This window comes from Streptomyces shinuiensis, from assembly GCF_043660855.1.
In the GTDB taxonomy this organism is placed as follows: Bacteria; Actinomycetota; Actinomycetes; order Streptomycetales; family Streptomycetaceae; genus Streptomyces.
In genome coordinates, this window is the sequence record NZ_JBIHML010000001.1 from 2,176,606 (window position 1) to 2,199,367 (window position 22,762).

Consider the following 22,762-nt stretch of genomic DNA (forward strand, 5'->3'; position numbering starts at 1 on the left):
TGCTCCATCACCACGTGGGAGCAGAACCACCCGAGCAGGTGGTCGCGGCGATCCTGCCCCACCTCCCAAGCCGGCCCCAGTGTCGGCGGACCAGCGCGTCGTACGTCGCGCTGGTCCGCTCCATCTCCACGCCCAACGTCGCCACCAGCGCGGCCATCTCCTCCTGCACCGCGGCCTCATCCGCGCCGTCCGGCACGATCCGCTCCAACTCCATGAACAGCCCGACACCTTCCAGGTCGTCCAGGCACAGCTCCACGCCGTCCAGCATGCCGGTGCGGCGCGTCTTGGCCACCCGCACCGTCGGCCGGTAGCCCATGAGTTGCACCGCCTCGTGCATCGCCTCCCGGTCCATGACCTCGGTCTCCCGCTCGGTGCACGACTGGGCGTTCAGATCCGGGCGCTTGACGGTGAAAGTGTGGCAGCCGCCGGCGGTCCGCAGCCGCGCGAAGGCCACACCGGTCTTGTCGTCACCGAAATCCCACCCGGCCGGGGCGTACGCCTGATCGTCCTGCCACACCGGTTCGGACAGCCACACGCCCCGCTCCTTCAGCGCCAGCAGCAGCGCCTCACGGTCGAGCACCTGGTACTTCACTTCGATCTCACGCACGGACACGTTCTCTTCCCGCCGGGGGCCTCGGTCGCGGTGATCCTGCCACGCCTCAGCCGTACCGGTGGCGCTTTCCCGTCTCTTCCAGCCCTCCGGTATCAGGCCGGATCCGCCGTACCGTAGTTGCGGCCGGCCCGGCCCCACCATCACGGGAGGGGCCGGGCCACACTCGCGCGGGCACGGGCCGGGATCACGGCGCGGCCGCGTTCGACAGGGGCGGCAGGGCGGTCGGCGTAACGCCAACCGTCCCCTCACGCGACGCTGCTCAAGCCTCGAAGCGTGAGGAACCGGCCGCCCCGCTGTCCCCCGAAGCACGGGATCGGCGGGGCGGGTGAACCGGTGAGGTCGAACGGCGGGCTCAGAAGGCGTCGGTGGGGACGTAGGCGCCCCACACCTCCCGCAGGGTGTTGCAGACCTCGCCGACGGTGGCGCGGGCCCGCAGCGCCTCCTTCATCGGGTAGAGCACGTTGTCGCTGCCCTCGGCCGCCTTGCGCAGCGCGGCCAGCGCCCCGTCCACGGCGGCCTGGTCGCGCTCGGCGCGCAGCCGCGCCAGCCGCTCGGCCTGCTGGGCCTCGATGGCCGGATCCACCCTCAGCGGCTCGTACGGCTCCTCCTCGTCGAGCTGGAACCGGTTGACGCCGACGACGACGCGCTCGCCGGAGTCGGTCTCCTGGGCGATGGCGTACGCGCTGCGCTCGATCTCGCCCTTCTGGTAGCCGTGTTCGATGGCGTTGACCGCGCCGCCCAGCTCCTCGACCTTGCCCATCAGCTCCAGCGCGGCGGCCTCGACCTCGTCGGTCATCGACTCCACCACGTACGACCCGGCGAAGGGGTCGACGGTGGCGGTCACGTCCGTCTCGTAGGCCAGCACCTGCTGGGTGCGCAGCGCCAGGCGGGCGGACTTGTCGGTGGGCAGCGCGATGGCCTCGTCGTAGGAGTTGGTGTGCAGCGACTGGGTGCCGCCCAGCACCGCGCCCAGGCCCTGGACGGCCACGCGCACCAGGTTCACCTCGGGCTGCTGCGCGGTGAGCTGCACGCCCGCGGTCTGGGTGTGGAAGCGCAGCATCAGCGACTTGGGGTTCTCCGCCCCGAACTCCTCCTTCATCACCCGCGCCCAGATCCGGCGGGCGGCGCGGAACTTGGCCACCTCCTCCAGGATCGTGGTGCGCGCGACGAAGAAGAACGACAGCCTCGGCGCGAAGTCGTCCACGTCCATCCCGGCCGCCACCGCCGTGCGCACATACTCGATGCCGTCGGCGAGGGTGAAGGCGATCTCCTGCGCGGGCGTCGCCCCGGCCTCGGCCATGTGGTAGCCGGAGATGGAGATGGTGTTCCAGCGCGGGATCTCGGCCCGGCAGTACTTGAAGATGTCCGCGATCAGCCGCAGCGAGGGCTTGGGCGGGAAGATGTAGGTGCCGCGGGCGATGTACTCCTTGAGCACGTCGTTCTGGATGGTGCCCGTCAGCTTCTCCGACGGCACGCCCTGCTCCTCGGCCACCAGTTGGTAGAGCAGCAGCAGCACGGCGGCGGGGGCGTTGATCGTCATCGAGGTGGAGACCTCGCCCAGCGGGATGCCGCCGAACAGCACCCGCATGTCGTCGATCGAGTCGATCGCCACGCCGACCTTGCCGACCTCGCCGTGCGCGATGGGGGCGTCGGAGTCGTGGCCCATCTGGGTCGGCAGGTCGAAGGCGACCGACAGGCCCATGGTGCCGTTGGCGATCAGCTGCTTGTAGCGGGCGTTGGACTCCACCGCCGTGCCGAAGCCGGCGTACTGGCGCATCGTCCACGGCCGCCCGGTGTACATCGTCGGGTAGACGCCCCGCGTGTACGGGTACGAACCGGGCTCTCCCAGCTTCGCCTCCGGGTCCCAGTCCCGGAGTGAGTCGGGTCCGTAGACCGGCTCGATCGGCAGCCCGCTCTCGGTGAGCCGGTCCCTGCCCGTTCCGCGGCCAGTCTCACGTGCCATGTTCGGTGCCTCCCGCTTCGTCGCCCTGTCCGATACGGACTGTAGCGATCGGCGGGAGAGCGGTGGGAGTGCCACAGCCTGGGACCTTGCTCACAAACGAGCGGGGTGGTGCGCGGAAGGGCTCGCGCGGGTGCCGCGCGCGGAACCGCCGGAGGGTGGCCTGTCGTCCGCGGTTCGGGCAGTCTGGCTGCCGGGAATGCGCACAGGTGGGAAAAACCGGTGAAGGTCCGGCGGATCCGAGGGGGTTTCGATGTCCTGGGGGGAGTCCATGCGGCACAGGCCGGTGGGCCGTACCGCGCTCGCCGCGGCGGCCGCGGTGCTGCTGGGGGCGGGGTGCACGGCGCAGCAGACGGGTGCGCGCTCGCAATCGCCCGCGGCGGTCACGGCACCGCCGCCCGCACCGTCCGTGACACGGAGCACACCCGCACCCGACCCGACGCCCACGCCGGCACCGTCCGCGGGCGAGGAGGAGGAACGGCGCACCTCGGCGCCGCCCGGGACACCGACGGCGTCCGCCCCGCCGCCACCGGCACCGCCCGGGACACCGACGGCGTCCACTCCGCCGTCACCGGCGGCGCCGATGATGCGGGAGGGCGCGCAGGGCGAGAGGGTCCGCGAACTCCAGGCGCGGCTGCGCCAGGCCGGGCACTTCGACCTCAACCCGACCGGCTACTACGGCCCGGTCACCACCGCTTCCGTCTCCGGCTTCCAGAAGCGGCGGGGCCTGAGGGCGGACGGCCAGGTCACCCGGGCCACCTGGAGCGACCTGACGGCGCGGACGAGGACCCCCACGCGGGCGGAGCTGTACCCGCCCACCACACGGCCGGTGTCCGACCCCGATCCGAGGTGCCTGACGGGCCGGGCGCTGTGCATCAGCAAGGAGAGCCGGACGCTGGCCCGGATGATCGACGGGAAGGTCGTCTCCGCCATGGACGTGCGCTTCGGCTCGGAGCTCACCCCGACCCGCGAGGGCGAGTTCGGCGTCACCTTCAAGAGCCGGGACCACCACTCCACGCTCTACGACACCCCGATGCCGTACGCGATGTTCTTCAGCGGCGGCCAGGCGGTGCACTACTCCGCGGACTTCGCCGCCAACGGCTACAACGGAGCCTCGCACGGCTGCGTCAACGTACGGGACAGGAAGAAGATCGCCGCGCTCTTCGAGCAGGTGAGGGTGGGCGAGAAGGTGATCGTCTACTGACGTCCCCGGCGCCCTCCCGGACGGGGCGCGGGCCGGTGTGAAGAAGCGCGGGCGGGGCCGGGGGAACGTGCCCCGCCCGCGCTACGCGCATCCCGCAGGTACGGGGGGAACCTCGGGTGGCGCGCTCGCCGATGACCAGTCGGCTTGTTATGTACTGCGTCCGTGGCCCGGAAAGTGTCACACCCGCCGGGCGACGGGCCTCGTGACACCGGTCACACGGCCGCCGGCCCGCTTCCCGGGGTCGCGCCGGCCCGGCGGGGTCAGGCCGTGGGACCGGTCGTCACGGCGTCCCGGGGACGGCCTGACCGTCCGGGCCCGGTCCGGAGTCGGCGGGACGGCCGGAGGCTGCGGGGCCGGCCGTGCCGGTTTCGACGGGGAGGGTGTCGCCGCGCTTCTCGGGGATGGTTTCCCCGCCCTCGATGCCGTCCCCGGTGCCGCCCGTGGCGGGACGTTCGAAGTCGCCCGTACCGCCGGCCGCCGCACCGGACCGCCGGCAGTAGCCGTCCACCCGGTCCGGGCCTCCCGCGGCCCGCTCCAGCTCGGCAAGTTCGCGCCGGTCCAGCTCACCGTCCAGCAGCTTCCCGCACAGTTCCTCCGGGCTCGCTTCCACCTGAGACGGCCGTGCGGTGGAGTCGTCGGCCCGGTCGCCCGCACGGTCCGTCCCCGGAGCCGGCGAGCCGCTCTGCGCCGACCGCCCGCCGGGGCCGGCGCCGGCCGGATCGCCGTCGCCCGCGGCTCCCTGGCCGCCGCGCTCCTCCTCCCCTCCGCCGTGCTCGTGCTCCCCTCCGCCGTCCGCTTCCGGCCGGCCGGAGAGGGAGTCTGCGGTGCCGGCCGACGGGAGGGGCCCGTCCGGCTCGGCGGACACGCTCGTCGCCGGAGCGGGCGAGCCGTTGCCTTCCCCGAACGGCGCGGGCAGCATTCCGCTGCCGGCCGCGATGGCGACCCCGCCGAGCACCCCGCCGAGCGCCAGCCCGGCGGCGCCCACCCGCAGGGGGCGGCCGAACGACCGCAGACGGCTCCGGCGCCCGGCGGCACCGACCCCGGGCCGTGCGCGGGCCGCCCGGAAAGCCGCCAGCGCGGCGGCCTCCCCTGGCAGCTCACCGCCATCACGGGCGCCGGGGGCGGAGGCGCGACCCGCTGTGGCGGCAGCGGTCGCGGGAACGGCGGCGAGTCTGTCGAGGGCCTCGGCCAGCGCCGACGCACCCGGTTCGTCCGCGGACGGCGAGGGATGGGCCGACCGTCCGCGCAGCAGACGCTCCGCGGTCTCCTCGTCCAGCCAGTTGTACCGGTCGTCGGCCCTCACGTTTCCCTCAGCGTCCGTCTGGCCTTTTCCGTCACACTCCGTGCGGCCCCGGCCCTGGGCGCGGGCACCCCGTCGCCGGTCCCCTCCTCCCCGTCCAGCAGCTCGGCCAGCTTCCGCAGGCCCCGGTGCGCGGCGGTGCGCACCGCGCCGGGTCTCTTGCCCAGCACCTGCGCGGCCCCCTTGGCGTCGAGGCCGACGACGACACGGAGCACGACGGCCTCGGCCTGGTCGCGCGGCAGCCGGGAGATCAGGGCCATGGTGTGCCCGGTGCCGATCGACTCCAGGGCCTCGTCGAAGGTGTCGGATCCGGCGGGCAGCACCGCGAGTTCGTTGTCGTCGTCGACCGGGCTGGAGACGGGCCGCCGCCCGCGTGCCCGGACGTGGTCCAGCGCACGGTTGCGTGCGATCCGCGCCGTCCAGCCGCGGAAGCGGTCGGCGTCCCCGTGGAACCGGTCGATGTCCCGGGCGATCTGCAGCCACGCCTCGGAGGCGACGTCCTCCGCGTCCGCGTCCGGGACCAGCGTCCGCACGTATCCCAGCAGGCGGGGATGGACGGCGCGGTAGACGGTACGGAAGGCGCGTTCGTCCCCCTCCCGCGCCTCCCGCACCGCTGCGGTGAGTTCCGCGTCTTCCCCCTGCACGCCTTAGTCCTGCCCCACTTCGCGATGTAGCGCTCGCCCTCGCTCCTGGCCGAGCGCGGTCCCGCCATGATGCTTCGATCTGCGTCGATGCGAAGCAGAACGCTACGACCTAGTGTGCGCTCCCGTCCATGCGGACGGGACGGTAGTTACCGAGTTGACTTCCTCCCCCTCGTGAACGAGGGGGATTCCTACGGCTTACGCCGTGGGGTTTCCTGCTTCGTCGCCGACTGCCCGCCCGGAGTTCTCCGTTGAGGTCTTACACCAGCTCCACAGGCTGTCACCGTCAGTCCGACGGCCAGCAGGTTCTTCGCCGCGTTGACGTCCCGGTCGTGGGTCGTTCCGCAGTCGCACGTCCAGGTGCGGACGTTGAGCGGCATCTTTTCCTGCAGGGTGCCGCAGTGGGAGCACATTTTGGAGGACGGGAAGAAGCGGTCGACCGCGATCACTTCCCGCCCGTGCCAGGCTGCTTTGTACTCCAGCATGCTCCGGAACTCGGTCCACGCGGCATCGGAGATGGCGCGGGAGAGTTTCCGGTTCTTGACCATGTTGCGCACGGTCAGGTCCTCGATCACGAGCGTTTGGTTCTCACGCACGAGGCGAGTCGAGAGCTTGTGGAGCCCATCGCGCCGACGATCGGCGATCCGGGCATGGATCTTGGCCACCTTCTGCCGGGCCTTGGCCCGGTTCGCGGACCCCATGGCCTTCTTCGCCAGGCGGCGCTGTGCCAGGGCGAGGCGGGCGCGGTCGTGGCGCTCGTGCCGGGGGTTGACGATCTTCTCCCCGGTGGACAGCGTCAGCAGGTGGTCAAGGCCGACGTCGATCCCGACGGCCGCGTCCGTGACCGGCAGAGGCTGGATACTGGGGTCGTCGCACAGCAGGGAGACGAACCAGCGACCGGCCGCGTCCTGGGACACGGTCACCGTGGACGGCCGCGCGCCCTCGGGCAGCGGCCGGGACCAGACGATGTCCAGCGGCTCCGCCATCTTCGCCAGTGTCAGCTTCCCGTCACGGAAACGGAAGCCGCTGGTGGTGTACTCGGCGAACTTCCGCGACTTCTTCTTCGACTTGAACCGCGGGTACTTGGCCCGCCTGGCGAAGAAGTTCGTGAACGCTGCCTGCAGGTGCCGAAGGCACTGCTGGAGCGGCACCGAGGAGACCTCGTTGAGGTAGGCCAGTTCCCCAGTCTTCTTCCACGCGGTCAGCATCGCCGACGTGGCGTTGTAGTTCACCCGCTCCTGCCGCGCCCACGCCTCCGTACGGGCCTGGAGCGCCAGGTTGTAGACCTTCCGGACGCAACCGAACGTGCGCGACAGCTCGGCCGCCTGCTCGTCCGTGGGACAGAAGCGGTACTTGAACGCCCGCTTCACCTGCGTCGTGGCCACGCTCACAAACTAGACTGACCACACGTGAAGAGCAACTCCGCGGGTCAGAGCACGGTCTTTCGCCCTGACGGCGAAACCCCGCTCCTTGCCCTGCTCCGCAGGAGTCCGATTCCTCTCCCCGTAGAAGCGGGAAGTCTCCTCGGAGGTACCTGATGAAGGCGGCGGGGAGGACGCGGGGACGGGCGGCGAGGACGGGGCGGAGGGAGTGCGGGAGGAGGGGGAGCGGGAGGAGTAACAGTTTTCGGCCCCCCGGCGCTGAGGAGTGTGACGGACCTCGCTCGGCGCGGCGGTCCGTACTCGACGGCGGCCGGGGTCTCTCCTGTGGGGGGTGGCGACCCCGGCCGTCTTCGCACCCCCGGCCCGGTCGCGGGCCCGCCCTGTAACGGTTGAGTACCTGCCTCTGCCCCAGAGTGACGTTTCCTCTACGGTGAGCGCCTACCGCAGGGTCCCGTGGCGGACGCGGGGCGAGCGAGTCTCCGGACGAACGATCCAGACGACAAGGGCGGGACTTGAGTCCGCGAAGAACACGAGCGCGCAGAACATTGAGCCTGAAGAGGCGAACCTGGCTGACTCTGGGGGCCGTCGCGGTGGGCGGGGCCGGTGTGGTGACCGTCGCCGTGGCCAATCCGCCCGAGGACAAGGGGAGTTCCGTGACCGCGTCGCCGGTCAGGGTGTACTCCGTGAGCCTGAAGACCAGAGGCGAGGGCACAGCGGTGTGACCCGCCGCGACACCAGGCCGTTCAGCCTGCTGGGCATCTCCTGGCCCCGGGCGACCGCGGAGATCGGCGGCCGGGCCGAGGTGCGCACCCGCGACATCGGGACCGGCGAGTGGACGCCGTGGCAGGAACTGGACCTGGACATCCACGTCCCCGAGGGCGAGGAGGGCCGGGAGGCCACGGCCCGCGGTGCGACCGCACCCCGCTGGGTCGGCCCTTCCGACGGCGTCGAGGCCCGGGTGGTCTCCGCCGACGGGCAGACCGGTGACGAGTTCCCCGCCGGTATGCGGCTGGACCTGGTCGACCCGGGCGTGACACCGCGCGAGGCCAGGGAGGCGAACGCGGCCGACCTCGGTCCGGCGGCCTTCGGGACGGCCGTGGGCACGGGCATGCGGCCCGCCGCCTACGTCGCCGAGGACCCGGCGCCCTCCGCCACCGCGAGCGACCCGGCGGACGGCGCCTCGGCGTCATCCGCCGAGGCGGAGCCCTCCGGGACGGAGTCCACCGCTCCGGACACCACCGAGCCGGAGCCCACCGAGCCGGGCACCTCCGGGAGCCCGACGGCGAGCCCGTCGCCGGAGCCGACCGTGCCGACCGCGCCCGATTCCACGGTCACCCGGCCACCGATCGTCTCGCGCGCCGCCTGGGGCGCCGACGAGTCCATGGTCGAGGAGCCGTCGGCGTACCTGGAGGACGGCATCAAGGCGGCCTTCGTCCACCACACGGCGCTCGAGGACATCAACTACACCTGCTCCGACCCGCCCGCGATCGTGCGGTCGCTGATGACGTTCCACGTCGAGAGCAACGGCTGGAACGACCTGGGCTACAACTTCCTGGTCGACAAGTGCGGCACGATCTTCGAGGGCCGGCACGGCGGCGCCGGCCTGCCCGTGGTGGGCGCGCACACCTACGGCTTCAACAGCTACTCCACCGGCATCGCGGTGATCGGCAACTACGCCGCGGGCGACGTGCCCACCCCCGACGTGACCGGCGCCGTCGCCAGGATCACCGCCTGGAAGCTCGGCCAGTACGGCGTGGACCCCACCGGCAGTGTGACGCTCACCGCCATGGGGAACACCGGCGTGTGGGAGGAGGGGCGAGCAGGCCACCCTGCGCACCGTCTCCGGTCACCGCGACGGCTACAACACCGCGTGCCCGGGCCAGACACTGTACGACGAGCTGCCGGAGATCCGGCGCTTCGCCGCGAGCCCGGCCGCGAGTTCCGCCGCCCCCACCGCCGACTTCAACCGCGACGGCTACGCCGATGTGGTCCTGGGCCACCGGGACTCCGGCGGCACCGGCCGGCTCACACCCCTCAACGGGTCGGCCGACGGCCTGGTCTACGTAGGGATGTCGTCCGTCAAGGGCGGCCGTTCGGTCGCCGCGGCCGACATCGACGGCGACGCGTACGCGGACCTGATCGTCGGTCAGCCCTACACCTCCGAGTCCGGCGCCCACAGCGGCGGCCAGATCACCGTGCTGCCCGGTTCGCCGGACGGGCCGACCACCACCGGCCGGAAGGTGATCCACCAGGACACCTCCGGTGTTCCGGGGGCCGCCGAGGCCGGCGACGCGATGGGCTGGTCGGTCTCGGCGGGCGACGTCGACGGCGACGGGCACGCCGACGTCCTCGCCGGCCTGCCCTTCGAGGACCTCACCCGCGACGGCGCCAACCGCCGGAACGCGGGCACGGCGGTCCTGCTGTGCGGCACCTCCTCGGGGCTGAGCACCTCCGGCGCCGTGAGCCTTCACCAGGACACCTCCGGCGTCGCCGGGGTCTCCGAGACCGACGACCGGCTCGGGGCGGGCGTCCTGCTCGCCGACATGTCCGGCTGGGGCCGCGCGGACCTGGCCGTCGGCGCTCCGGGGGAGAACTCCTTCGACGGGACGATCCTCCAGTTCGACGCCGGCAGCCGGGGTGTCTCCACCTCGGGCGCCGTCTACTACGGCCGCTCGGACATGGGTACGCCCGCGGGTGCCTGGCTGGGCTATCCGCTGGCTCCCTGAGCGGGCCGGAGGTGCGCCGGTGGACGGCCACTGAGCGACTGCCGGGCGGCTGCCGGGCGGTCCGCGGCGGAAGGGGCCGGACGGGAGATCCCGTCCGGCCCCTTCCCCACTTCTCCCGGACCGGGTGAGGGTTTTCACGTTCGCCCGCACCGGCTCCACACGGGCGGAGCCCGCGCGGAGCCGCCGTGTCGACGCGCCGCGCGGGAGCGTGGAAGGATCCCGTCCGTGAGTGATGCGGCGGACGGCTGCGACGGGATCCACCCGGAGCACCCCGGGGATCTGAACGCTGCGGTTCTCGGCGTGCGGCGGGGCGACGAGGCCGCCTTCCGGACCGTCTACCGCCGCCTCAACCCCGAACTCCTGCGCTACGCGGCCGTCATCGTCGGTCAGGAGGCGGAGGACGTCGTGGCCGAGACGTGGTTACAGATAGCCCGGGACGTGCTGCGTTTCGAGGGGGACGGCGCCTCCTTCCGCCGCTTCGCCCTCGCCGTCACACGGAACCGGGCCCGGGACGTCCTGCGTCGCAGGAGGAGGCGTGTACAGGAGATCACCGTACCGACCGACGAGCTGCCCGAACCGCTCGCGTCCGGCACCCCCGGCGGGGAGGCCGCCCCGGACACCGCGGAGTTGGCCGGGACGGAGCTGTCGACACGTGAGATCGTCTCCCTCATCGGCACTCTGCCCGTTCCGCAGGCCGAGGCGGTACTTCTGAGGGTGGTTCTGGACCTGGACACGAAGAGCACGGCCGAGATCCTCGGCAAGCGGCCGGGGGCGGTGGCGATGGCGCTGTCACGCGGTCTGAAGAAACTGGCCCGGCTGGTGGAACGGCCCGAGGCAACGGCGGTATGGAGGTGAACGACCCGATGCGGGACGGGGAGGAAGGCGCCCGTGTGACCGAGGCCGCGCTGCGCCGTCTGATCGCTGAGGGCTCCCGGCCGGGCTCCGGCCCGCAGGGTTCCGGCGACCTGCCGTCGGACGACAGCCTGCGCGCCCTCGCGGCCGTTCTCGGCGCCGCGGTGCCACCGCCGGGCTCAGGCGTGCTCAAGGGCGAGGAGGAGGCCCTGGCCGTTTTCCGGGCGGCCCGCGACGAGCGGGCGGCCGCCGCCGCTCCGACGGCGGCGGCCGGTCTGCGGGGCCGTCTCGCCCGGCTGACACGGCGTCTGGGCCGGACGCGTACGGGTGCGCTCGGCGTGGTCGTGGCCGCCGTCCTCGGCAGCGGGGTGGCGGTGGCCTCCGGCGGGGTCCCGTTTCTGCCCGGAAGCGGTCCCAGCGGCACGCCCGACGCCTCCCGGGTAACGGGCACCGCCCCCACTCCTCCCGTCCCCGCGTCCCCGAAGGCCACCACGACCGGGGAGGCCGGCCCGGCCCGGCCGCACCACGACGGCACCGGACCCGGCACCGTGCCGCCCTCGAAGGCGTCGGCGCGGATCGTCGCGCTGTGCCGGGCCCAGCAGCGGGGTCCGGGCAGCCCGGACGGCGCCGTGCGGAAGCCGCTGATCGCCGCCGCGGGCGGACGCGACCGGGTCGCCGCGTACTGCGCCGCGGTCCTGGAGGGCCAGGCGGCGAGGCCCTCCCCCGTCGGCGGTGGCCGGGGCGACGAAAACGGCGGCGGCAGCGGTACGACGCCGGACACCCCGGACCGGCCCGACCAGGCCTCCGGCAGCACCGGCAGCACCGGCAACGGCCAGGAGAACGCCAACCCCGGAAATCCCGGCAGTGGCATCGGGAACCGGAACGGCGGCGACAGTGGGAACCCGGGCGGTGGAAACGCCGGTGGCCGCGGCAGCGCCGACCGGACCGGCGGCCGCCCCGGCAACGGCAACGTAGGCGGCGGCCGGGGCGCCGGCACCCCGGGCGCCCCCGGCGGTGGCGCCGGTGACGGCGGGAACGGAGCCGGCGGTACCCGGGCCGAAGCCGCACAGAACAAGGGCGCCCCCGCGGACCGCCCCGTGTCCGCCCCTCGCTGATCCCCCGCCGTTCCCGCCCGCTCCACAGGATCCGGGGGTCCGGGGAAGCGGGCGGGGAGCCCCTGCGCCTCCGGTTGTCCGGTCGCCGCGTCCGACGCCTCTCCGGGCGACAGGACGCGCTCCACGTTCCGGGTCGGAGGCGGTGACGCCGCACAGCGGTTCCCGCTCCGTGGCGGTCCACCGGCCCCCCGGGTCACTGGAACTCGAAGAGGACGGGCAGATGGTCGGACCCCCCGAACAGTGGGATGACCTGCACGTCCTGCTTCCTCAGAACTTTCGCCACCGCGTAGTCCAACTCGCTCGAGGGAGGGTGCGTCACTTCTCCGGAAGCGATCACGGACCAACTCGGATCCCACCCGTTTCGATCCTCAAGCTGCCGCTTTCCAGGGTTCCTGCGATCTATGTTGTAGTCACCCAGCGCAATCCACGGATAACCCCTCAATGGCACACTGGACGATATACTGGAAAGCAATGGGATCGCATCTCCTCCCCCTTTCGAGAAGGCATGGAGACTCCATATCAGCATGTGGTTGTACCGGATTCCGATCGCCGGCCTGGAGTTGACCTTCGGGAGACCGGGATCACATATGAGTACATCTTTTCGTGTATCCAGCCGAACTGGCACGAGCAGCGCCAGATTGACTCGCCCGGGAGTCACCGGATTCCCCGAAACGTCTGTAATGGCGTAATAGATGTAATAGCTCAGGCTCTGACGGCCGACCCTTACGTCCCACTTTATCTCGTAAAACTCGAAACCGCCCAAGAAGAAGTGACCCAAGACGTTCCCCGGAGGGTTACCGGATCCCTTCGGAGGGTCTCCCGCCTCCTGGAGCGCCAGAACGAGGTCGGGGCCGGCGTGCATCCTGTTCAGAAGCGTCATTATGTTACTGGCGTACTTACTCTCTCCCATCCCTCCTGCGCCCTGCATGTTCCAAGTGATCGCACGCATTGCCCGCCTCTGCCGATTTCCGAGTCCGATCGCCTTCGAGGCGCCCTTTCGGTCGGACATCTCCTCACAGGGTCGCACCGCGCCGCCGGAACGGCGCTTCCTCCCCTCAGTGCCTCCGGGTGCATCGGCGGAGGCCGGCCGCCGGGTGACCCCGCACCGCTTTCGCGGCTCTCGCAAGGCTCTCCCCGGCAGTTCGGCCAACGCGCCTACCCACCCGGGTCGCTCGCGTGCGCACGGCGTGATTCCGCAGCGGCCTCTCCCTGCGCCGAATCCCGAGATTTCCGAGAGAGCACCTCCTGCATGGCCGAGGACATGGGGAGGGACCTGTCGACCGGAGGATCCCCGAGGGACTCGATGGTGTAAGGCGCCGTGGCCACAGCAGGATCTTCCGAGCCGTAGACGAGGGACGCCTGGGCTTTTCCGTCGACACCGAAAACGGTGACCAGATTGACGAGTTCCCAGAAGAGAATTATTTTCTCCGTGTCCTCCTGGTTCGTGAACTCCTGGGAGATGAAAGAGGTGGTCCTCGCGTGCGTACTGACCTGCTGCGAGGTACTGGATGCCGTGTTCAGCGATGCCGATATACTGGTGGATATGGGCCCCCACCCGGCATTCACACTCAACCCCAGGGACGCGGCGAGAGTACTTTCTGCGGTGGTGGTCAGGTCCCTGCCCGACGTGACGGTATAGTTTTCCACTCGGCTCTGATGCGGCCCAATACTGTAGGACTTCGGGAGCCTGCGCCAGTACTGCTCGAGCGTCACCTTTTTTTCCCTGCCCTGGACGGCAGTGGTTCCGCAGCCGACGGTCATCCGCGGCGAGTCCGGAGGGATCACAATATTCTTGTACGGTTTCGGAGGCGGACCGATTCCGTGCGGAACAAGCAGGTCCTGGAGTGTGACGGCGATCGGAACCGGCTGGTCCCCGTCCTTCGCCACTGACACCTGCTTGACGGTCACAAACGCCCCTGTGTACTGGTTGACGAACAACAGATACCATCCGTTCAGGAGCGGGCCGGCATAGAAATCACTCCTTGCCGTCGGAGGAATGCCGCCTGCAGGGAAGTCCACGCCGAATCGTTTGCGTCCTTTCCCTGAATCAAGCCCGAGCTGCGCTCCTTTGTCGGAGAGAAGATAGACACCCAACTCCAGCGGTGTCCTGTTCTCGAACATGAACCACCCGGTGGGACTCTTGGGGTTCACCGGGGAGGTCAGGTTGCCGTACACGGCGTCCAGGGACGCTCGGTTCATCTTCACGCTGCCGGCCTCCCTATGGGACAGCATCGTCGATCTTGAGTTCTGTCGCACAGACCACTGTCGGCTGCGTACTGGTCAGTATCGATCCGATGGCCGACTGCTGGAGCAACTCCGCCTGTTTCACCTTCTGGCCGTCGTAGACGGTCACCCGGTCCACCAATTGCCAGTACATGACCATCATTGGACACCTGTGGTCCGCCGGGCTCTGCGGAAGCTCCCTCTTCTCCGACACGTAGGACCGGGTCTCCTCGCTGACGGAAACCTGCTGGAAAGTCGTGGAGGACGTGTTGAGCGAAGCAGAGATCGAAGCGGACACCGGCCCCCAGCCCGCACCGGCGGAAACTCCCACCGATGCCTCCAGGGAGTGTTGTTCGGTGGTGGTACTCTGCATTCCGGACACCACCTCGAAAGAGCAGCTCTTCGTCTCTCCGGGGGCGATGGTGTAAGAATCGGGGAGGCTCTGCCAGAACTGTTCCCGAACGGCTATGTTCGGCGGTTCGACGGCGTCGGATTTTTTTGGCAGATTCCCGCAGCCGACGACCACCGGAGGGGAGTCATCCGGGATGATGACGCCCTCGCCGATCTTCGGGGCCGGAACCGGACCCACGTTGTAGGGCTCCAGCAGACACCAGCCGGTGACATCGATTTCCTCGGTCCCGGAAGTGACGAGGACGGCCGCGATGAATCCTCCGCTCAAACCGCTCTCGAACAGCAGATAGGAATCTTTGATCGGCTGTACACGTACTTCCGGTCCCGGCGCAGGAGGCACCTTCAGGGCGGTTCCCCCGGGCCCCGGAACCGGTCCCGACGGACCCCCGACGAAGCCCCAGCGTCCGTCCACGGCCGTGTAGACGTTCAGAGGGACCGGAAGCCTGTTGCGGATGGCGACCCCGCCGGGGGACAGAAATCCCCTGTCGGGCGGAGGCGGAAGCTCTCCCGCAAGTGCTTTCCGGTAGGTTTCGTTCATCTGCATGGCCGCTTCCCTCCGTGGAAGCCGACTTCCGGGCCTGCGTGTTCCGCGCCGCTCGCACCCGAAGTCGTGAGGTCTTCTCAGCCCGGCCCGCATTCCACGCTAATCCACACGGGTGCACATCGCATCTTCACGGCCATGACCCGCCCGAGCTCGTTGTCGGCCTCGGTCATTGCTCGGCCTGCCGGGTTGACCGGGTCCGGAGGAAGGGCGACGCGGACGCCGCCGCGAATTCTTCCGCCGCGTGCCCCGGGGCGTTACGTGTCCACGGACCAGGCGGGGTCGGGGGAATCGGCCGTGACGTCCGGAGCCGCACGGCGCCGGGGTGCACGCGGGTGCGCGCAGGGGTTCGGGACCGCGGGAGGCGCCGGGCCCCCACCACCGCAGCCGCCACCCGGCACGGTCGGCCCGGCCCGCTCGCTCTCCGGCCTGCCCGGTCCGCCTGAACGCCACGGACGACGGCCGGGCTCCACCGCGGCGGTACTCGGCCGCCCCCTCCTCCCGGAGGGACGCACTCGGCCGCCGGCTCCGCCTCCGGGGCGCTCCGTGCACCGGGCGGGACACCCCGTAGGGTCGGGCCATGGATCTCCGACTGCCCAGGCCCCGCGGCCGGCTGCTCGCGGCGGCCGCCGCCGGCGCCGTTCTCGTGGGGGGCGGTGTGTGGGCGGCCCTCCCGGACGACGCCCCCGCCGTACGCCACACCGAGCAGAGGCTCACCCTGCCCGAATCGCCGGACGGCGGCGACGGGGACGGCGGGAACGGCGGGAACGGCGGGAACACCGTCCGGATCGACACCTCCTACTTCACCGCCGGCGACCCCGGCACCCGCCGTCCCGCGGTCCTGCTGGGCCACGGCTTCGGCGGCAGCAAGGCCGAGCTGCGCGGCCAGGCCGAGGAGCTGGCCCGCTCCGGCTACGCGGTGCTGACCTGGTCGGCCCGCGGCTTCGGCGCCTCCGGCGGCCGGATCGGGCTGAACGACCCCGACCGCGAGGTCGCCGACGTCAGCGCCCTGATCGACTGGCTGGCGAAGCGGCCCGAGGTCCGCCTCGACGGCGAGGGCGATCCCCGGGTGGGCGTGGCGGGCGCCTCCTACGGCGGCGCGGTCTCGCTGCTGGCGGCCGGGTACGATGCGCGGGTCGACGCCGTCGCCCCGCGCATCGCCTACTGGGACCTGTCCGAGGCGCTCTTCCCGGACGGCGTCTTCAAAGAGCTGTGGGCCGGGGTCTTCTTCACCACCGGTTCCACCGTCGCGGGCGCCGGCGCACCCACCGCCGGGCCGGCCTCCGAGCGGGCGGGCTGCGGCCGGTTCGCCACGGAGCTGTGCGAGATGTACGAGCGGGTCGCCGTCGCCGGGGAGCCGGACGAGGAGGCGCGCGAGCTGCTGCGCGAGCGCAGCCCGGCGGCGGTCGCCGACCGCGTCGACGTACCGGCGCTGATCGTCCAGGGCCGCTCCGACTCCCTCTTCCCGCTCGGCCACGCCGACGCCATGGCGGAGGCGATCCGCTCCAACGGCGCGCCGGTGGCGGTGGAGTGGATCGCGGGCGGCCACGACGGCGGACCCGACGAGACCGAGCGGCTGGACGACCGCACCCGCGCCTGGTTCGACCGCCACCTCAAGGGCGAGAAGGGGGCGGACACCGGTCCGGCCTTCCGCGTCACCCGCACCGGCGGCATGGACACCACCGACGGTGAGACGCGGCTGCGGGCCGCCACCGCCGAGCGCTACCCCGGCCTGGAGGCCGGCAGCCGGACCGTGCCGCTGCGGGGGCGCGAGCAGACCTTCGCCAACCCGGCCGGCGGCAGCCCGCCCGCCGTCTCCGCCGTCCCCGGTCTGAGCGCCTTGGGCGGCGGGCTGTCGGACCTGGGGATCGGCCTGTCGGTGGACTACCCCGGCCAGCACGCACGCTTCGAGTCGGCCCCGCTCCCCGAGGCCGTCCAGGTCACCGGCTCGCCCTCGGTGCGGGTGGACGTCACGTCGGCCTCCGCGTCCGGGGAGGCGGTGCTGTTCGCCAAGGTCTACGACGTGGGCCCCGACGGACGCCAGGTGCTGCCCTCCCAGCTCGTGGCGCCGCTGCGGATCACCGGGGCCGGGGAGGGCCGGAGCGTGGAGGTGCGGCTGCCGGCGATCGACCATCGCTTCGAGGCCGGGCACCGCGTGCGGTTGGTGTTCTCCGCCACCGATCTGGCCTACGCCTCGCCGGTCGAGCCCGCCGCCTACAGCGTCTCCCTCGACGGGGGCGGGCTGAGCGTGCCGACCGCGCCCGGCCTGGCCGTCGAGGCGGCCGGCACCCCGTGGTGGGTGTGGGGCATGCCGTCGGCCGGCGCGGCCGCGGCGGCGGTGCTGCTGCTGACCGGACGCCGCCGCGGGACCGTACCCGCCGCACCACCCGTACCCGCCGCGCCCGGCACCTCCGCGGAGCCCGCCGCCGCGCCGGAGGCGGGCTCCGTACGCGAGGACGTCCCGCTGGAGATCACCGGCCTGTCCAAGCGGTACGCGGGCTCGGCCGACCGCTACGCGGTGCGCGATCTGTCCTTCCGGGTGGAGCGCGGCCAGGTGCTCGGCCTGCTCGGCCCCAACGGCGCGGGCAAGACCACCACCCTGCGCATGCTGATGGGCCTGATCGCCCCCGACAGCGGTCGGATCATGGTCTTCGGCCATGTGATCCGCCCCGGCGCGCCCGTGCTGTCGCGGGTCGGCGCGTTCGTCGAGGGCGCGGGCTTCCTGCCGCACCTGTCGGGCCGGGCCAATCTGGAACTGTACTGGCGGGCCACCGGCCGCCCGGAGAGGGACGCGCGCACCGAGGAGGCGCTGGAGATCGCCGGGCTCGGCGACGCCCTGGAGCGCGCGGTGCGCACCTACTCGCAGGGCATGCGGCAGAGGCTGGCGATCGCCCAGGCCATGCTGGGCCTGCCGGACCTGCTGATCCTGGACGAGCCGACCAACGGCCTGGACCCGCCGCAGATCCGCGAGATGCGGGACGTGATGATCCGCTACGCGGCGGCCGGCCGTACCGTGATCGTCTCCAGCCATCTGCTGGCCGAGGTCGAGCAGACCTGTACGCATCTGGTGGTCATGGACCGCGGCGAGCTGGTGCGGGCGGGTCGGGTGGAGGAGATCACCGGCTCCGGCGACACCGTGCTCGTCGGGGTGCGGGGTCCGGTGCCGGAGGCACTGCCGGAGAAGGTGGCGGCCCTGCCCGGTGTGGGCTCGGCCGTCGCCGTCGACGAGGGGCTGCTGGTACGGCTCGACGGCGCCACCACCACGCAGCTGCTGGCCGAGCTCCTGCGACTGGAGGTACCGGTGGAGCGCGCCGGGCCGCACCGCCGCCTGGAGGACGCCTTCCTCACCCTGATCGGAGGAGAGCGATGACCGCCACCACCCCCACTCCCCCTCCCGCACCGGGCCCGCGGGGCGCGGACCCGTCGGGCGCGGCGCCCGGCTACCACCCGCGGCGCACCCTGCCGCTGCGGGTCGAGGCGGTGCGCCAGCTCCGGCGCCGCCGCACTCTGGTGACCGGTCTGGTGCTGGCCGCGCTGCCGTTCGTGCTGATCGCGGCCTTCGCGATCGGCGGCGAGCCCGAGCGCGGCGGCCGGCGCATCAACCTGATGGACACCGCCACCGCCTCCGGACCGAACTTCGCCGCCATGGCGCTGTTCGTCTCTGCCGGCTTCCTGCTGGTGGTGCCGGTGGCGCTGTTCTGCGGCGACACGGTGGCCTCCGAGGCGAGCTGGTCCTCGCTGCGCTATCTGCTGGCGGCCCCCGTACCGCGCTCAAGGCTGCTGCTGAGCAAGCTGGCCGTGGCGCTGGCGTTCAGCGCGGCGGCGATGGCGCTGCTGCCGCTGGTGGCACTGGCCGCGGGCTCGGCGGCGTACGGCTGGGGCCCGCTGGAGCTGCCCACCGGCGGCACGCTGCCGGCGGACGAGGCGCTGGGCCGGCTGGCGCTGGCCGTGGCGTACGTCTTCGTCGGCCAGCTGGTGACGGCCGGGCTGGCGTTCTGGCTGTCCACGGTCACCGACGCGCCGCTGGGCGCGGTCGGCGGCGCGATCGGGCTGACGATCGTGGGCAACATCCTGGACGCGGTCACGGCACTGGGCGACTGGCGCGAGCTGCTGCCCGCGCACTGGCAGTTCGCCTGGGCGGACGTCTTCCAGCCGGAGCTGGAGACGGGCGGGATGCTGAGGGGCGCGTCGGTGTCCGTGGCGTACGCACTGGTGCTGTTCGCCCTGGCCTTCCGCCACTTCCGCACCAAGGACATCGTTTCCTGAACCGTCCCCCGAGCCGTCTGCCGGTCCGCCCGCCGAGCGGTACCGGGCCCCTGCCCCTCCCGCCCTACGTCACACGGTCCGACAGGGTCCGGAAGTCCTCCCACTCCAGGGCGGGCGGGGAGGGGTCCCACAGCTTCTGCGCCACGGCCCGCAGCGGCATGCGTACGCCCCGGGCGACCTCGGCCGTCGTCTGCGCGCCCGACAGGTCGCACCAGACGGCCAGCCGCCCGCCCACCACGCGGTCCGGTCCGGTCAGCCCGGCCGGTTCGGGCTCGGTGCCGCGCAGCACGGCCGGGGTCCACTCCCGGTAGATCCGCTCCCCGGTCGGGTAGGTGAACTCGTTGGGTTCGCCGAGGACGTAGTAGAGGTACTCGTCGTTGAGGTTGACCATCTCCCAGCCCTCTCGCAGGTACTCCCCGGGCGGCCGGGCGCCGATCTCCTTGCCCGTCCAGTAGGCGACCTGCCTGGGGCGGCTCGGTTCGACGACCCCGCCGGCGTGCTGCCCGTCGTTCCACACCTGGGGTGTGAAGCCCGCCTCGCGCACGGTCTCGGCGCGGTCGTTGAGCCAGGCCGCCGCCAGGTCCCGCACCCGGGCCCGGGGGCCGTGCTCGCGGCGGGCGGTCCCGGCCAGCTCCGGGTAGGCGGCCTCGGGGTCGGAGCGCATCAGCGCCCGGTACTCGTCGCCGCCCAGGTGCCAGTAGGGGCCGGGGCCCACCTGGTCGCGGAAGAGGGGGGCGTACTCGCGCAGCAGGTCGTCCACCAGGCGTGCCGAGCGCGGGTCGGAGATGTCGATCGCGCCGGGCGCCGGATCGCCGTCGGCGTCGCGCAGCTGGAGCCCGGGGTGGGCGTCGAGCACCGCGCCGAGGTGGCCGGGCGAGTCGATCTCGGGGATGACGGTGATGTGCCGGGAGTTGGCCAGCTCGATGATCCGGCTCAGTTCGTCCTTGGTGAGGTGGGGGTCGGAGACGACCTCGGGGTGGGAGTCGCTCTCCACGCGGAAGGCCTGGTCGTCGGAGAGGTGGAGCTGGAGCTGGTTGAGCTTGAGGTCGCCCATCTCACGGATGCGGTCCTCGATCCACCCCGCGCCGAAGTGCTTGCGGGCGATGTCGAGCATGAAGCCGCGCTGCGGGCGGTCGGGCCAGTCGCGGACGGTGCCGCGGGGGACCGAGCCGCCGTCGCGGAGGGCCTGGAGGAGGGTGCGGGTGCCGTAGAAGACGCCGGCGTCGGTGCGGCCGGTGACGGTGACCCGGCCGGTGTCGGCTCTCAGCACGTAGCCCTCGCGGCCTCCGTACCCCTTGCCCGGGTTCGCGGAGTCCAGTCTCAGCTCGATGTCGCCGGGCCCGGCCGGTCCGCCGGAGTGCTCCACGTCCAGCTCTCCGGCGAGCAGCTCGGCCTCGTCGGCGAGCGGCCCGCCGGGGTCGGCCACGACGCGGGTGCCGGGGGCGGGCTGCCAGCCGATTCCGGGCTCGGGCGTCCACCGGCGTACGGCGGGGACGGTGGCGGGGGCGGCGGGCAGGGTGACGGCCGGTACGTCCGGGGTCCCGCGTGTGCCCCCGCCCGGCTCTTTGCCGTCCCCCGGGCCGTCCGGCAGTACGAGGAGGGTGACGGCCGTGATGGCGGCGGCCGCCCCGGCCACAGCCGCGACGGCGGCGGCCTTCCTGCGGGGATTGCGTCTGCGCCTGCGTCCCATGAGGTGACCGTATTGCCCCTTTCCAGTCCTCGTCCGTCAATCATGCGCCCGGGACTCGTCTCGTCCGGGTGAAATGAATCTGCCCGCCGACCGTCTCCTCCCACTTGTCGTTACCGTGACGTCATCCTCCGTCACACGATCCCCCCGGCCGCACGGCCGCTCGCACTCCCGTGTCCCGCGACCTCCCTGACATCTCCCCGCGCCCGAGGAGCCCATGCGCCTGCCCCCTCAGCGAAGCGAGGCAACGCCGCTCCACCGCCTCAACAACGCCTTCCCCGCCGACCTCCGGGGCGTCCTGCTCGGCTGCTGCGGCAGCCGGCGGTGGGCGGAGAACATCGCCGCCCACCGCCCCTACCCGGATGTGGACGCGCTGCTCGCCGCCGCCGACGAGGCCAGCTACGACCTCACCGACGAGGACCTGACCGAGGCCCTGACCGGGGAGTCCGCCGCCGGAGCCGGGCACGGCGGCCCGCTGTACGGCGGGCGGCACATCGCCATCACCGGCCCCGGCGCGCTCGCCGCCCACACCGCCCTGCGCGCCGCCCACGCCGCGTACGAGAGCCGCTTCGGCTACGCCTTCGTGCTGTGCGTGGACGGGGTGCGCGAGGAGGAGGCGCTCGGCCACGTCCTCGCCGCGATCCGCACCAGACTGGGCAACGAGGCCGAACAGGAGCGCGCCGTGGCCGCCGAGGAACTGCGACGCATCGCGCGCGGCCGGCTGCTGCGGCTGGCCCGGGACGGGACGCCCCCGGGCCGGCCGCGGCGGCCGCCCCGCGCCGCCGTACCGGGCGCCCCCGTACCGGCCCCGGCCGGTACCACGACCCCCGGCCGGGCACCTAGCCCGTCCGTGCCTGATTGATCACATCTGGCCCCCCGGAGGGACTGTACCGACAGGACGTCGTTACCATGGCCATCGGCCGGTGGACCGTACCCGGCCGGGCCAGACCGACACCGAAGCCGGCCGGCCCCGTAAACCGCTCCCGGAGGGTATTTCCGTGCCGGCTGGAACGCTGTACCGCGGCCGGGAAGGCATGTGGTCCTGGGTGGCTCACCGAGTCACCGGCGTCCTCATCTTCTTCTTCCTGTTCGTGCACGTCCTGGACACGTCGCTCGTCCGCGTCTCCCCGGAGGCCTACGACGAAACCGTGGCGGTCTACAAGACGCCCATCGTCGCGCTGCTGGAGTACGGCCTCGTGGCCGCCATCCTCTTCCACGCGCTCAACGGCCTTCGGGTCGTCGCCGTCGACTTCTGGTCGAAGGGCACCAAGTACCAGCGCCAGATGCTGTGGACCGTCATGGGCATCTGGATCGTGCTGATGATCGGGGCACTGTACCCGGTCCTCGGGCACGCCGTGAGCGAGCTGTTCGGGAGCTGACGACATGGCCTACGACGTAGACAACCCCGCCCCCGTCATCGAGCCGCCCCGCGCCCGCACCAGCCGGACGGCCAGGAAGTTCACGCCCGGCAACTTCGAGATGCACGCCTGGCTGTTCATGCGGCTGTCCGGCATCGTGCTGGTCGTGCTGGTGATCGGCCACCTGCTGATCCAGCTCGTCCTGGACGGCGGCGTCAGCAAGATCAACTTCGCCTTCGTGGCCGGTCGCTGGGCCTCGCCCTTCTGGATGACCTGGGACCTGTTGATGCTGTGGCTCGCGATGCTCCACGGCGCCAACGGTCTGCGGACCGTCATCAACGACTACGCCGAGCGTGACGGCACCCGCTTCTGGCTGAAGATGCTGCTGTACACCGCCACGGTGTTCACCGTCCTGCTGGGCACGCTGGTGATCTTCACCTTCGACCCGAACATCCGCTAGAGCCGGGGCTGAGGCGCTTTCAT

Annotated in this window: 19 protein-coding genes and 2 pseudogenes; 11 read left to right on the forward strand and 10 right to left on the reverse strand. The window is 72.0% G+C overall.

Annotated features, from left to right (window positions below; translation table 11 throughout):
• Positions 1-7 precede the first annotated feature (7 nt).
• Entirely contained in the window at positions 8-607 is a 600-nt protein-coding gene (gene cyaB / locus ACGRHY_RS09610) for a class IV adenylate cyclase (protein WP_394634970.1), read from the reverse strand.
• Between the two features lie 358 nt (positions 608-965).
• A complete protein-coding gene (locus tag ACGRHY_RS09615; protein WP_394634971.1) occupies positions 966-2,576 on the reverse strand; it encodes an acyl-CoA mutase large subunit family protein in 1,611 nt (536 codons plus the stop codon).
• Between the two features lie 250 nt (positions 2,577-2,826).
• Between ACGRHY_RS09615 and ACGRHY_RS09620 the strand changes: the two genes are divergently transcribed.
• Complete coding sequence (locus tag ACGRHY_RS09620) at positions 2,827-3,777, forward strand: L,D-transpeptidase family protein (protein WP_394634972.1); 951 nt, start codon at positions 2,827-2,829, stop codon at positions 3,775-3,777.
• Positions 3,778-4,057: 280 nt separating this feature from the next.
• Here ACGRHY_RS09620 and ACGRHY_RS09625 read toward each other — a convergent pair whose 3' ends face one another.
• The 3 genes from ACGRHY_RS09625 to ACGRHY_RS09635 form a co-directional block, all read right to left on the reverse strand.
• Positions 4,058-5,080 (reverse strand): hypothetical protein, encoded by a 1,023-nt coding sequence (locus tag ACGRHY_RS09625; protein ID WP_394634973.1) that lies wholly within the window; start codon positions 5,078-5,080, stop codon positions 4,058-4,060.
• Entirely contained in the window at positions 5,077-5,721 is a 645-nt protein-coding gene (locus tag ACGRHY_RS09630; protein WP_394634974.1) for an RNA polymerase sigma factor, read from the reverse strand. The genes ACGRHY_RS09625 and ACGRHY_RS09630 overlap by 4 nt, the downstream gene beginning before the upstream one ends.
• A 188-nt stretch (positions 5,722-5,909) precedes the next feature.
• Positions 5,910-7,109 carry an RNA-guided endonuclease InsQ/TnpB family protein gene (locus ACGRHY_RS09635; protein WP_491630958.1) on the reverse strand — a complete coding sequence of 400 codons (1,200 nt, stop codon included), beginning with the start codon at positions 7,107-7,109 and terminating at the stop codon, positions 5,910-5,912.
• 421 nt (positions 7,110-7,530) lie between these two features.
• Between ACGRHY_RS09635 and ACGRHY_RS30255 the strand changes: the two are divergent.
• A pseudogene (locus ACGRHY_RS30255) lies at positions 7,531-8,064 on the forward strand (hypothetical protein); the annotation flags it as partial.
• A gap of 158 nt (positions 8,065-8,222) precedes the next feature.
• Here ACGRHY_RS30255 and ACGRHY_RS09640 read toward each other — a convergent pair.
• Positions 8,223-8,558, reverse strand: a complete 336-nt coding sequence (locus ACGRHY_RS09640) for a hypothetical protein (protein ID WP_394634976.1) — start codon at positions 8,556-8,558, stop codon at positions 8,223-8,225.
• Between ACGRHY_RS09640 and ACGRHY_RS09645 the strand changes: the two are divergent.
• From ACGRHY_RS09645 to ACGRHY_RS09660, 4 genes and pseudogenes are all read left to right on the forward strand, one after another.
• Positions 8,482-8,814: pseudogene (locus ACGRHY_RS09645) on the forward strand (N-acetylmuramoyl-L-alanine amidase); the annotation flags it as partial. The gene ACGRHY_RS09640 and the pseudogene ACGRHY_RS09645 overlap by 77 nt on opposite strands.
• A gap of 271 nt (positions 8,815-9,085) precedes the next feature.
• Positions 9,086-9,826, forward strand: a complete 741-nt coding sequence (locus tag ACGRHY_RS09650) for an FG-GAP repeat protein (protein WP_394634977.1) — start codon at positions 9,086-9,088, stop codon at positions 9,824-9,826.
• Between the two features lie 225 nt (positions 9,827-10,051).
• Complete coding sequence (locus ACGRHY_RS09655) at positions 10,052-10,681, forward strand: RNA polymerase sigma factor (protein WP_394634978.1); 630 nt, start codon at positions 10,052-10,054, stop codon at positions 10,679-10,681.
• Complete coding sequence (locus ACGRHY_RS09660) at positions 10,672-11,793, forward strand: hypothetical protein (RefSeq protein ID WP_394634979.1); 1,122 nt, start codon at positions 10,672-10,674, stop codon at positions 11,791-11,793. The genes ACGRHY_RS09655 and ACGRHY_RS09660 overlap by 10 nt, the downstream gene beginning before the upstream one ends.
• Before the next feature lie 193 nt (positions 11,794-11,986).
• Here the strand turns inward: ACGRHY_RS09660 and ACGRHY_RS09665 are convergent, their stop codons facing one another.
• The 3 genes from ACGRHY_RS09665 to ACGRHY_RS09675 all read right to left on the reverse strand — a co-directional run bounded on the left by ACGRHY_RS09665 (position 11,987) and on the right by ACGRHY_RS09675 (position 14,971).
• A complete protein-coding gene (locus ACGRHY_RS09665) occupies positions 11,987-12,802 on the reverse strand; it encodes an endonuclease/exonuclease/phosphatase family protein (RefSeq protein WP_394634980.1) in 816 nt (271 codons plus the stop codon).
• 146 nt (positions 12,803-12,948) lie between these two features.
• The gene (locus ACGRHY_RS09670) at positions 12,949-13,998 is read right to left on the reverse strand and encodes a hypothetical protein (RefSeq protein WP_394634981.1); all 1,050 of its coding nucleotides are present in this window, start codon (positions 13,996-13,998) and stop codon (positions 12,949-12,951) included.
• A gap of 13 nt (positions 13,999-14,011) precedes the next feature.
• On the reverse strand, positions 14,012-14,971 hold the full coding sequence (locus ACGRHY_RS09675; protein WP_394634982.1) for a hypothetical protein: 960 nt from the start codon (positions 14,969-14,971) through the stop codon (positions 14,012-14,014).
• 577 nt (positions 14,972-15,548) lie between these two features.
• Here ACGRHY_RS09675 and ACGRHY_RS09680 point away from each other — a divergent pair.
• Positions 15,549-18,338: a CocE/NonD family hydrolase gene (locus ACGRHY_RS09680; RefSeq protein ID WP_394634983.1), complete on the forward strand. Its 2,790-nt coding sequence runs from the start codon at positions 15,549-15,551 to the stop codon at positions 18,336-18,338.
• Positions 18,335-19,234: an ABC transporter permease gene (locus tag ACGRHY_RS09685; protein ID WP_394634984.1), complete on the forward strand. Its 900-nt coding sequence runs from the start codon at positions 18,335-18,337 to the stop codon at positions 19,232-19,234. Before ACGRHY_RS09680 ends, ACGRHY_RS09685 begins: the two co-directional genes overlap by 4 nt.
• A gap of 64 nt (positions 19,235-19,298) precedes the next feature.
• On the opposite strand, the gene ACGRHY_RS09690 is transcribed toward ACGRHY_RS09685, so the two are convergent.
• The gene (locus ACGRHY_RS09690) at positions 19,299-20,924 is read right to left on the reverse strand and encodes a beta-N-acetylhexosaminidase (RefSeq protein ID WP_394634985.1); all 1,626 of its coding nucleotides are present in this window, start codon (positions 20,922-20,924) and stop codon (positions 19,299-19,301) included.
• Between the two features lie 214 nt (positions 20,925-21,138).
• Between ACGRHY_RS09690 and ACGRHY_RS09695 the strand changes: the two genes are divergently transcribed.
• The 3 genes from ACGRHY_RS09695 (at position 21,139) to ACGRHY_RS09705 (ending at position 22,739) form a co-directional block, all read left to right on the forward strand.
• Entirely contained in the window at positions 21,139-21,783 is a 645-nt protein-coding gene (locus ACGRHY_RS09695) for a 2-oxo-4-hydroxy-4-carboxy-5-ureidoimidazoline decarboxylase (protein WP_394634986.1), read from the forward strand.
• A 136-nt stretch (positions 21,784-21,919) separates the two neighbouring features.
• Positions 21,920-22,300 (forward strand): succinate dehydrogenase, cytochrome b556 subunit, encoded by a 381-nt coding sequence (sdhC, locus tag ACGRHY_RS09700; RefSeq protein WP_101255118.1) that lies wholly within the window; start codon positions 21,920-21,922, stop codon positions 22,298-22,300.
• A gap of 4 nt (positions 22,301-22,304) precedes the next feature.
• The gene (locus tag ACGRHY_RS09705) at positions 22,305-22,739 is read left to right on the forward strand and encodes a succinate dehydrogenase hydrophobic membrane anchor subunit (protein WP_394634987.1); all 435 of its coding nucleotides are present in this window, start codon (positions 22,305-22,307) and stop codon (positions 22,737-22,739) included.
• The last annotated feature ends 23 nt before the right edge of the window (positions 22,740-22,762 follow it).

Excerpts from the sequence above, each read along its gene's own strand:
- ACGRHY_RS09615 (WP_394634971.1), bottom strand. The coding sequence starts at position 2,576 with ATGGCACGTGAGACTGGCCGCGGAACGGGCAGGGACCGGCTCACCGAG.
- ACGRHY_RS09620 (WP_394634972.1), top strand. The coding sequence starts at position 2,827 with ATGTCCTGGGGGGAGTCCATGCGGCACAGGCCGGTGGGCCGTACCGCG.
- ACGRHY_RS09640 (WP_394634976.1), bottom strand. The coding sequence starts at position 8,558 with ATGTCCTCGAGCGCCGTGTGGTGGACGAAGGCCGCCTTGATGCCGTCC.
- ACGRHY_RS09660 (WP_394634979.1), top strand. The coding sequence starts at position 10,672 with ATGGAGGTGAACGACCCGATGCGGGACGGGGAGGAAGGCGCCCGTGTG.
- ACGRHY_RS09665 (WP_394634980.1), bottom strand. The coding sequence starts at position 12,802 with ATGTCCGACCGAAAGGGCGCCTCGAAGGCGATCGGACTCGGAAATCGG.
- ACGRHY_RS09675 (WP_394634982.1), bottom strand. The coding sequence starts at position 14,971 with ATGCAGATGAACGAAACCTACCGGAAAGCACTTGCGGGAGAGCTTCCG.
- ACGRHY_RS09680 (WP_394634983.1), top strand. The coding sequence starts at position 15,549 with ATGGATCTCCGACTGCCCAGGCCCCGCGGCCGGCTGCTCGCGGCGGCC.
- ACGRHY_RS09685 (WP_394634984.1), top strand. The coding sequence starts at position 18,335 with ATGACCGCCACCACCCCCACTCCCCCTCCCGCACCGGGCCCGCGGGGC.
- ACGRHY_RS09690 (WP_394634985.1), bottom strand. The coding sequence starts at position 20,924 with ATGGGACGCAGGCGCAGACGCAATCCCCGCAGGAAGGCCGCCGCCGTC.
- ACGRHY_RS09695 (WP_394634986.1), top strand. The coding sequence starts at position 21,139 with ATGCGCCTGCCCCCTCAGCGAAGCGAGGCAACGCCGCTCCACCGCCTC.
- ACGRHY_RS09705 (WP_394634987.1), top strand. The coding sequence starts at position 22,305 with ATGGCCTACGACGTAGACAACCCCGCCCCCGTCATCGAGCCGCCCCGC.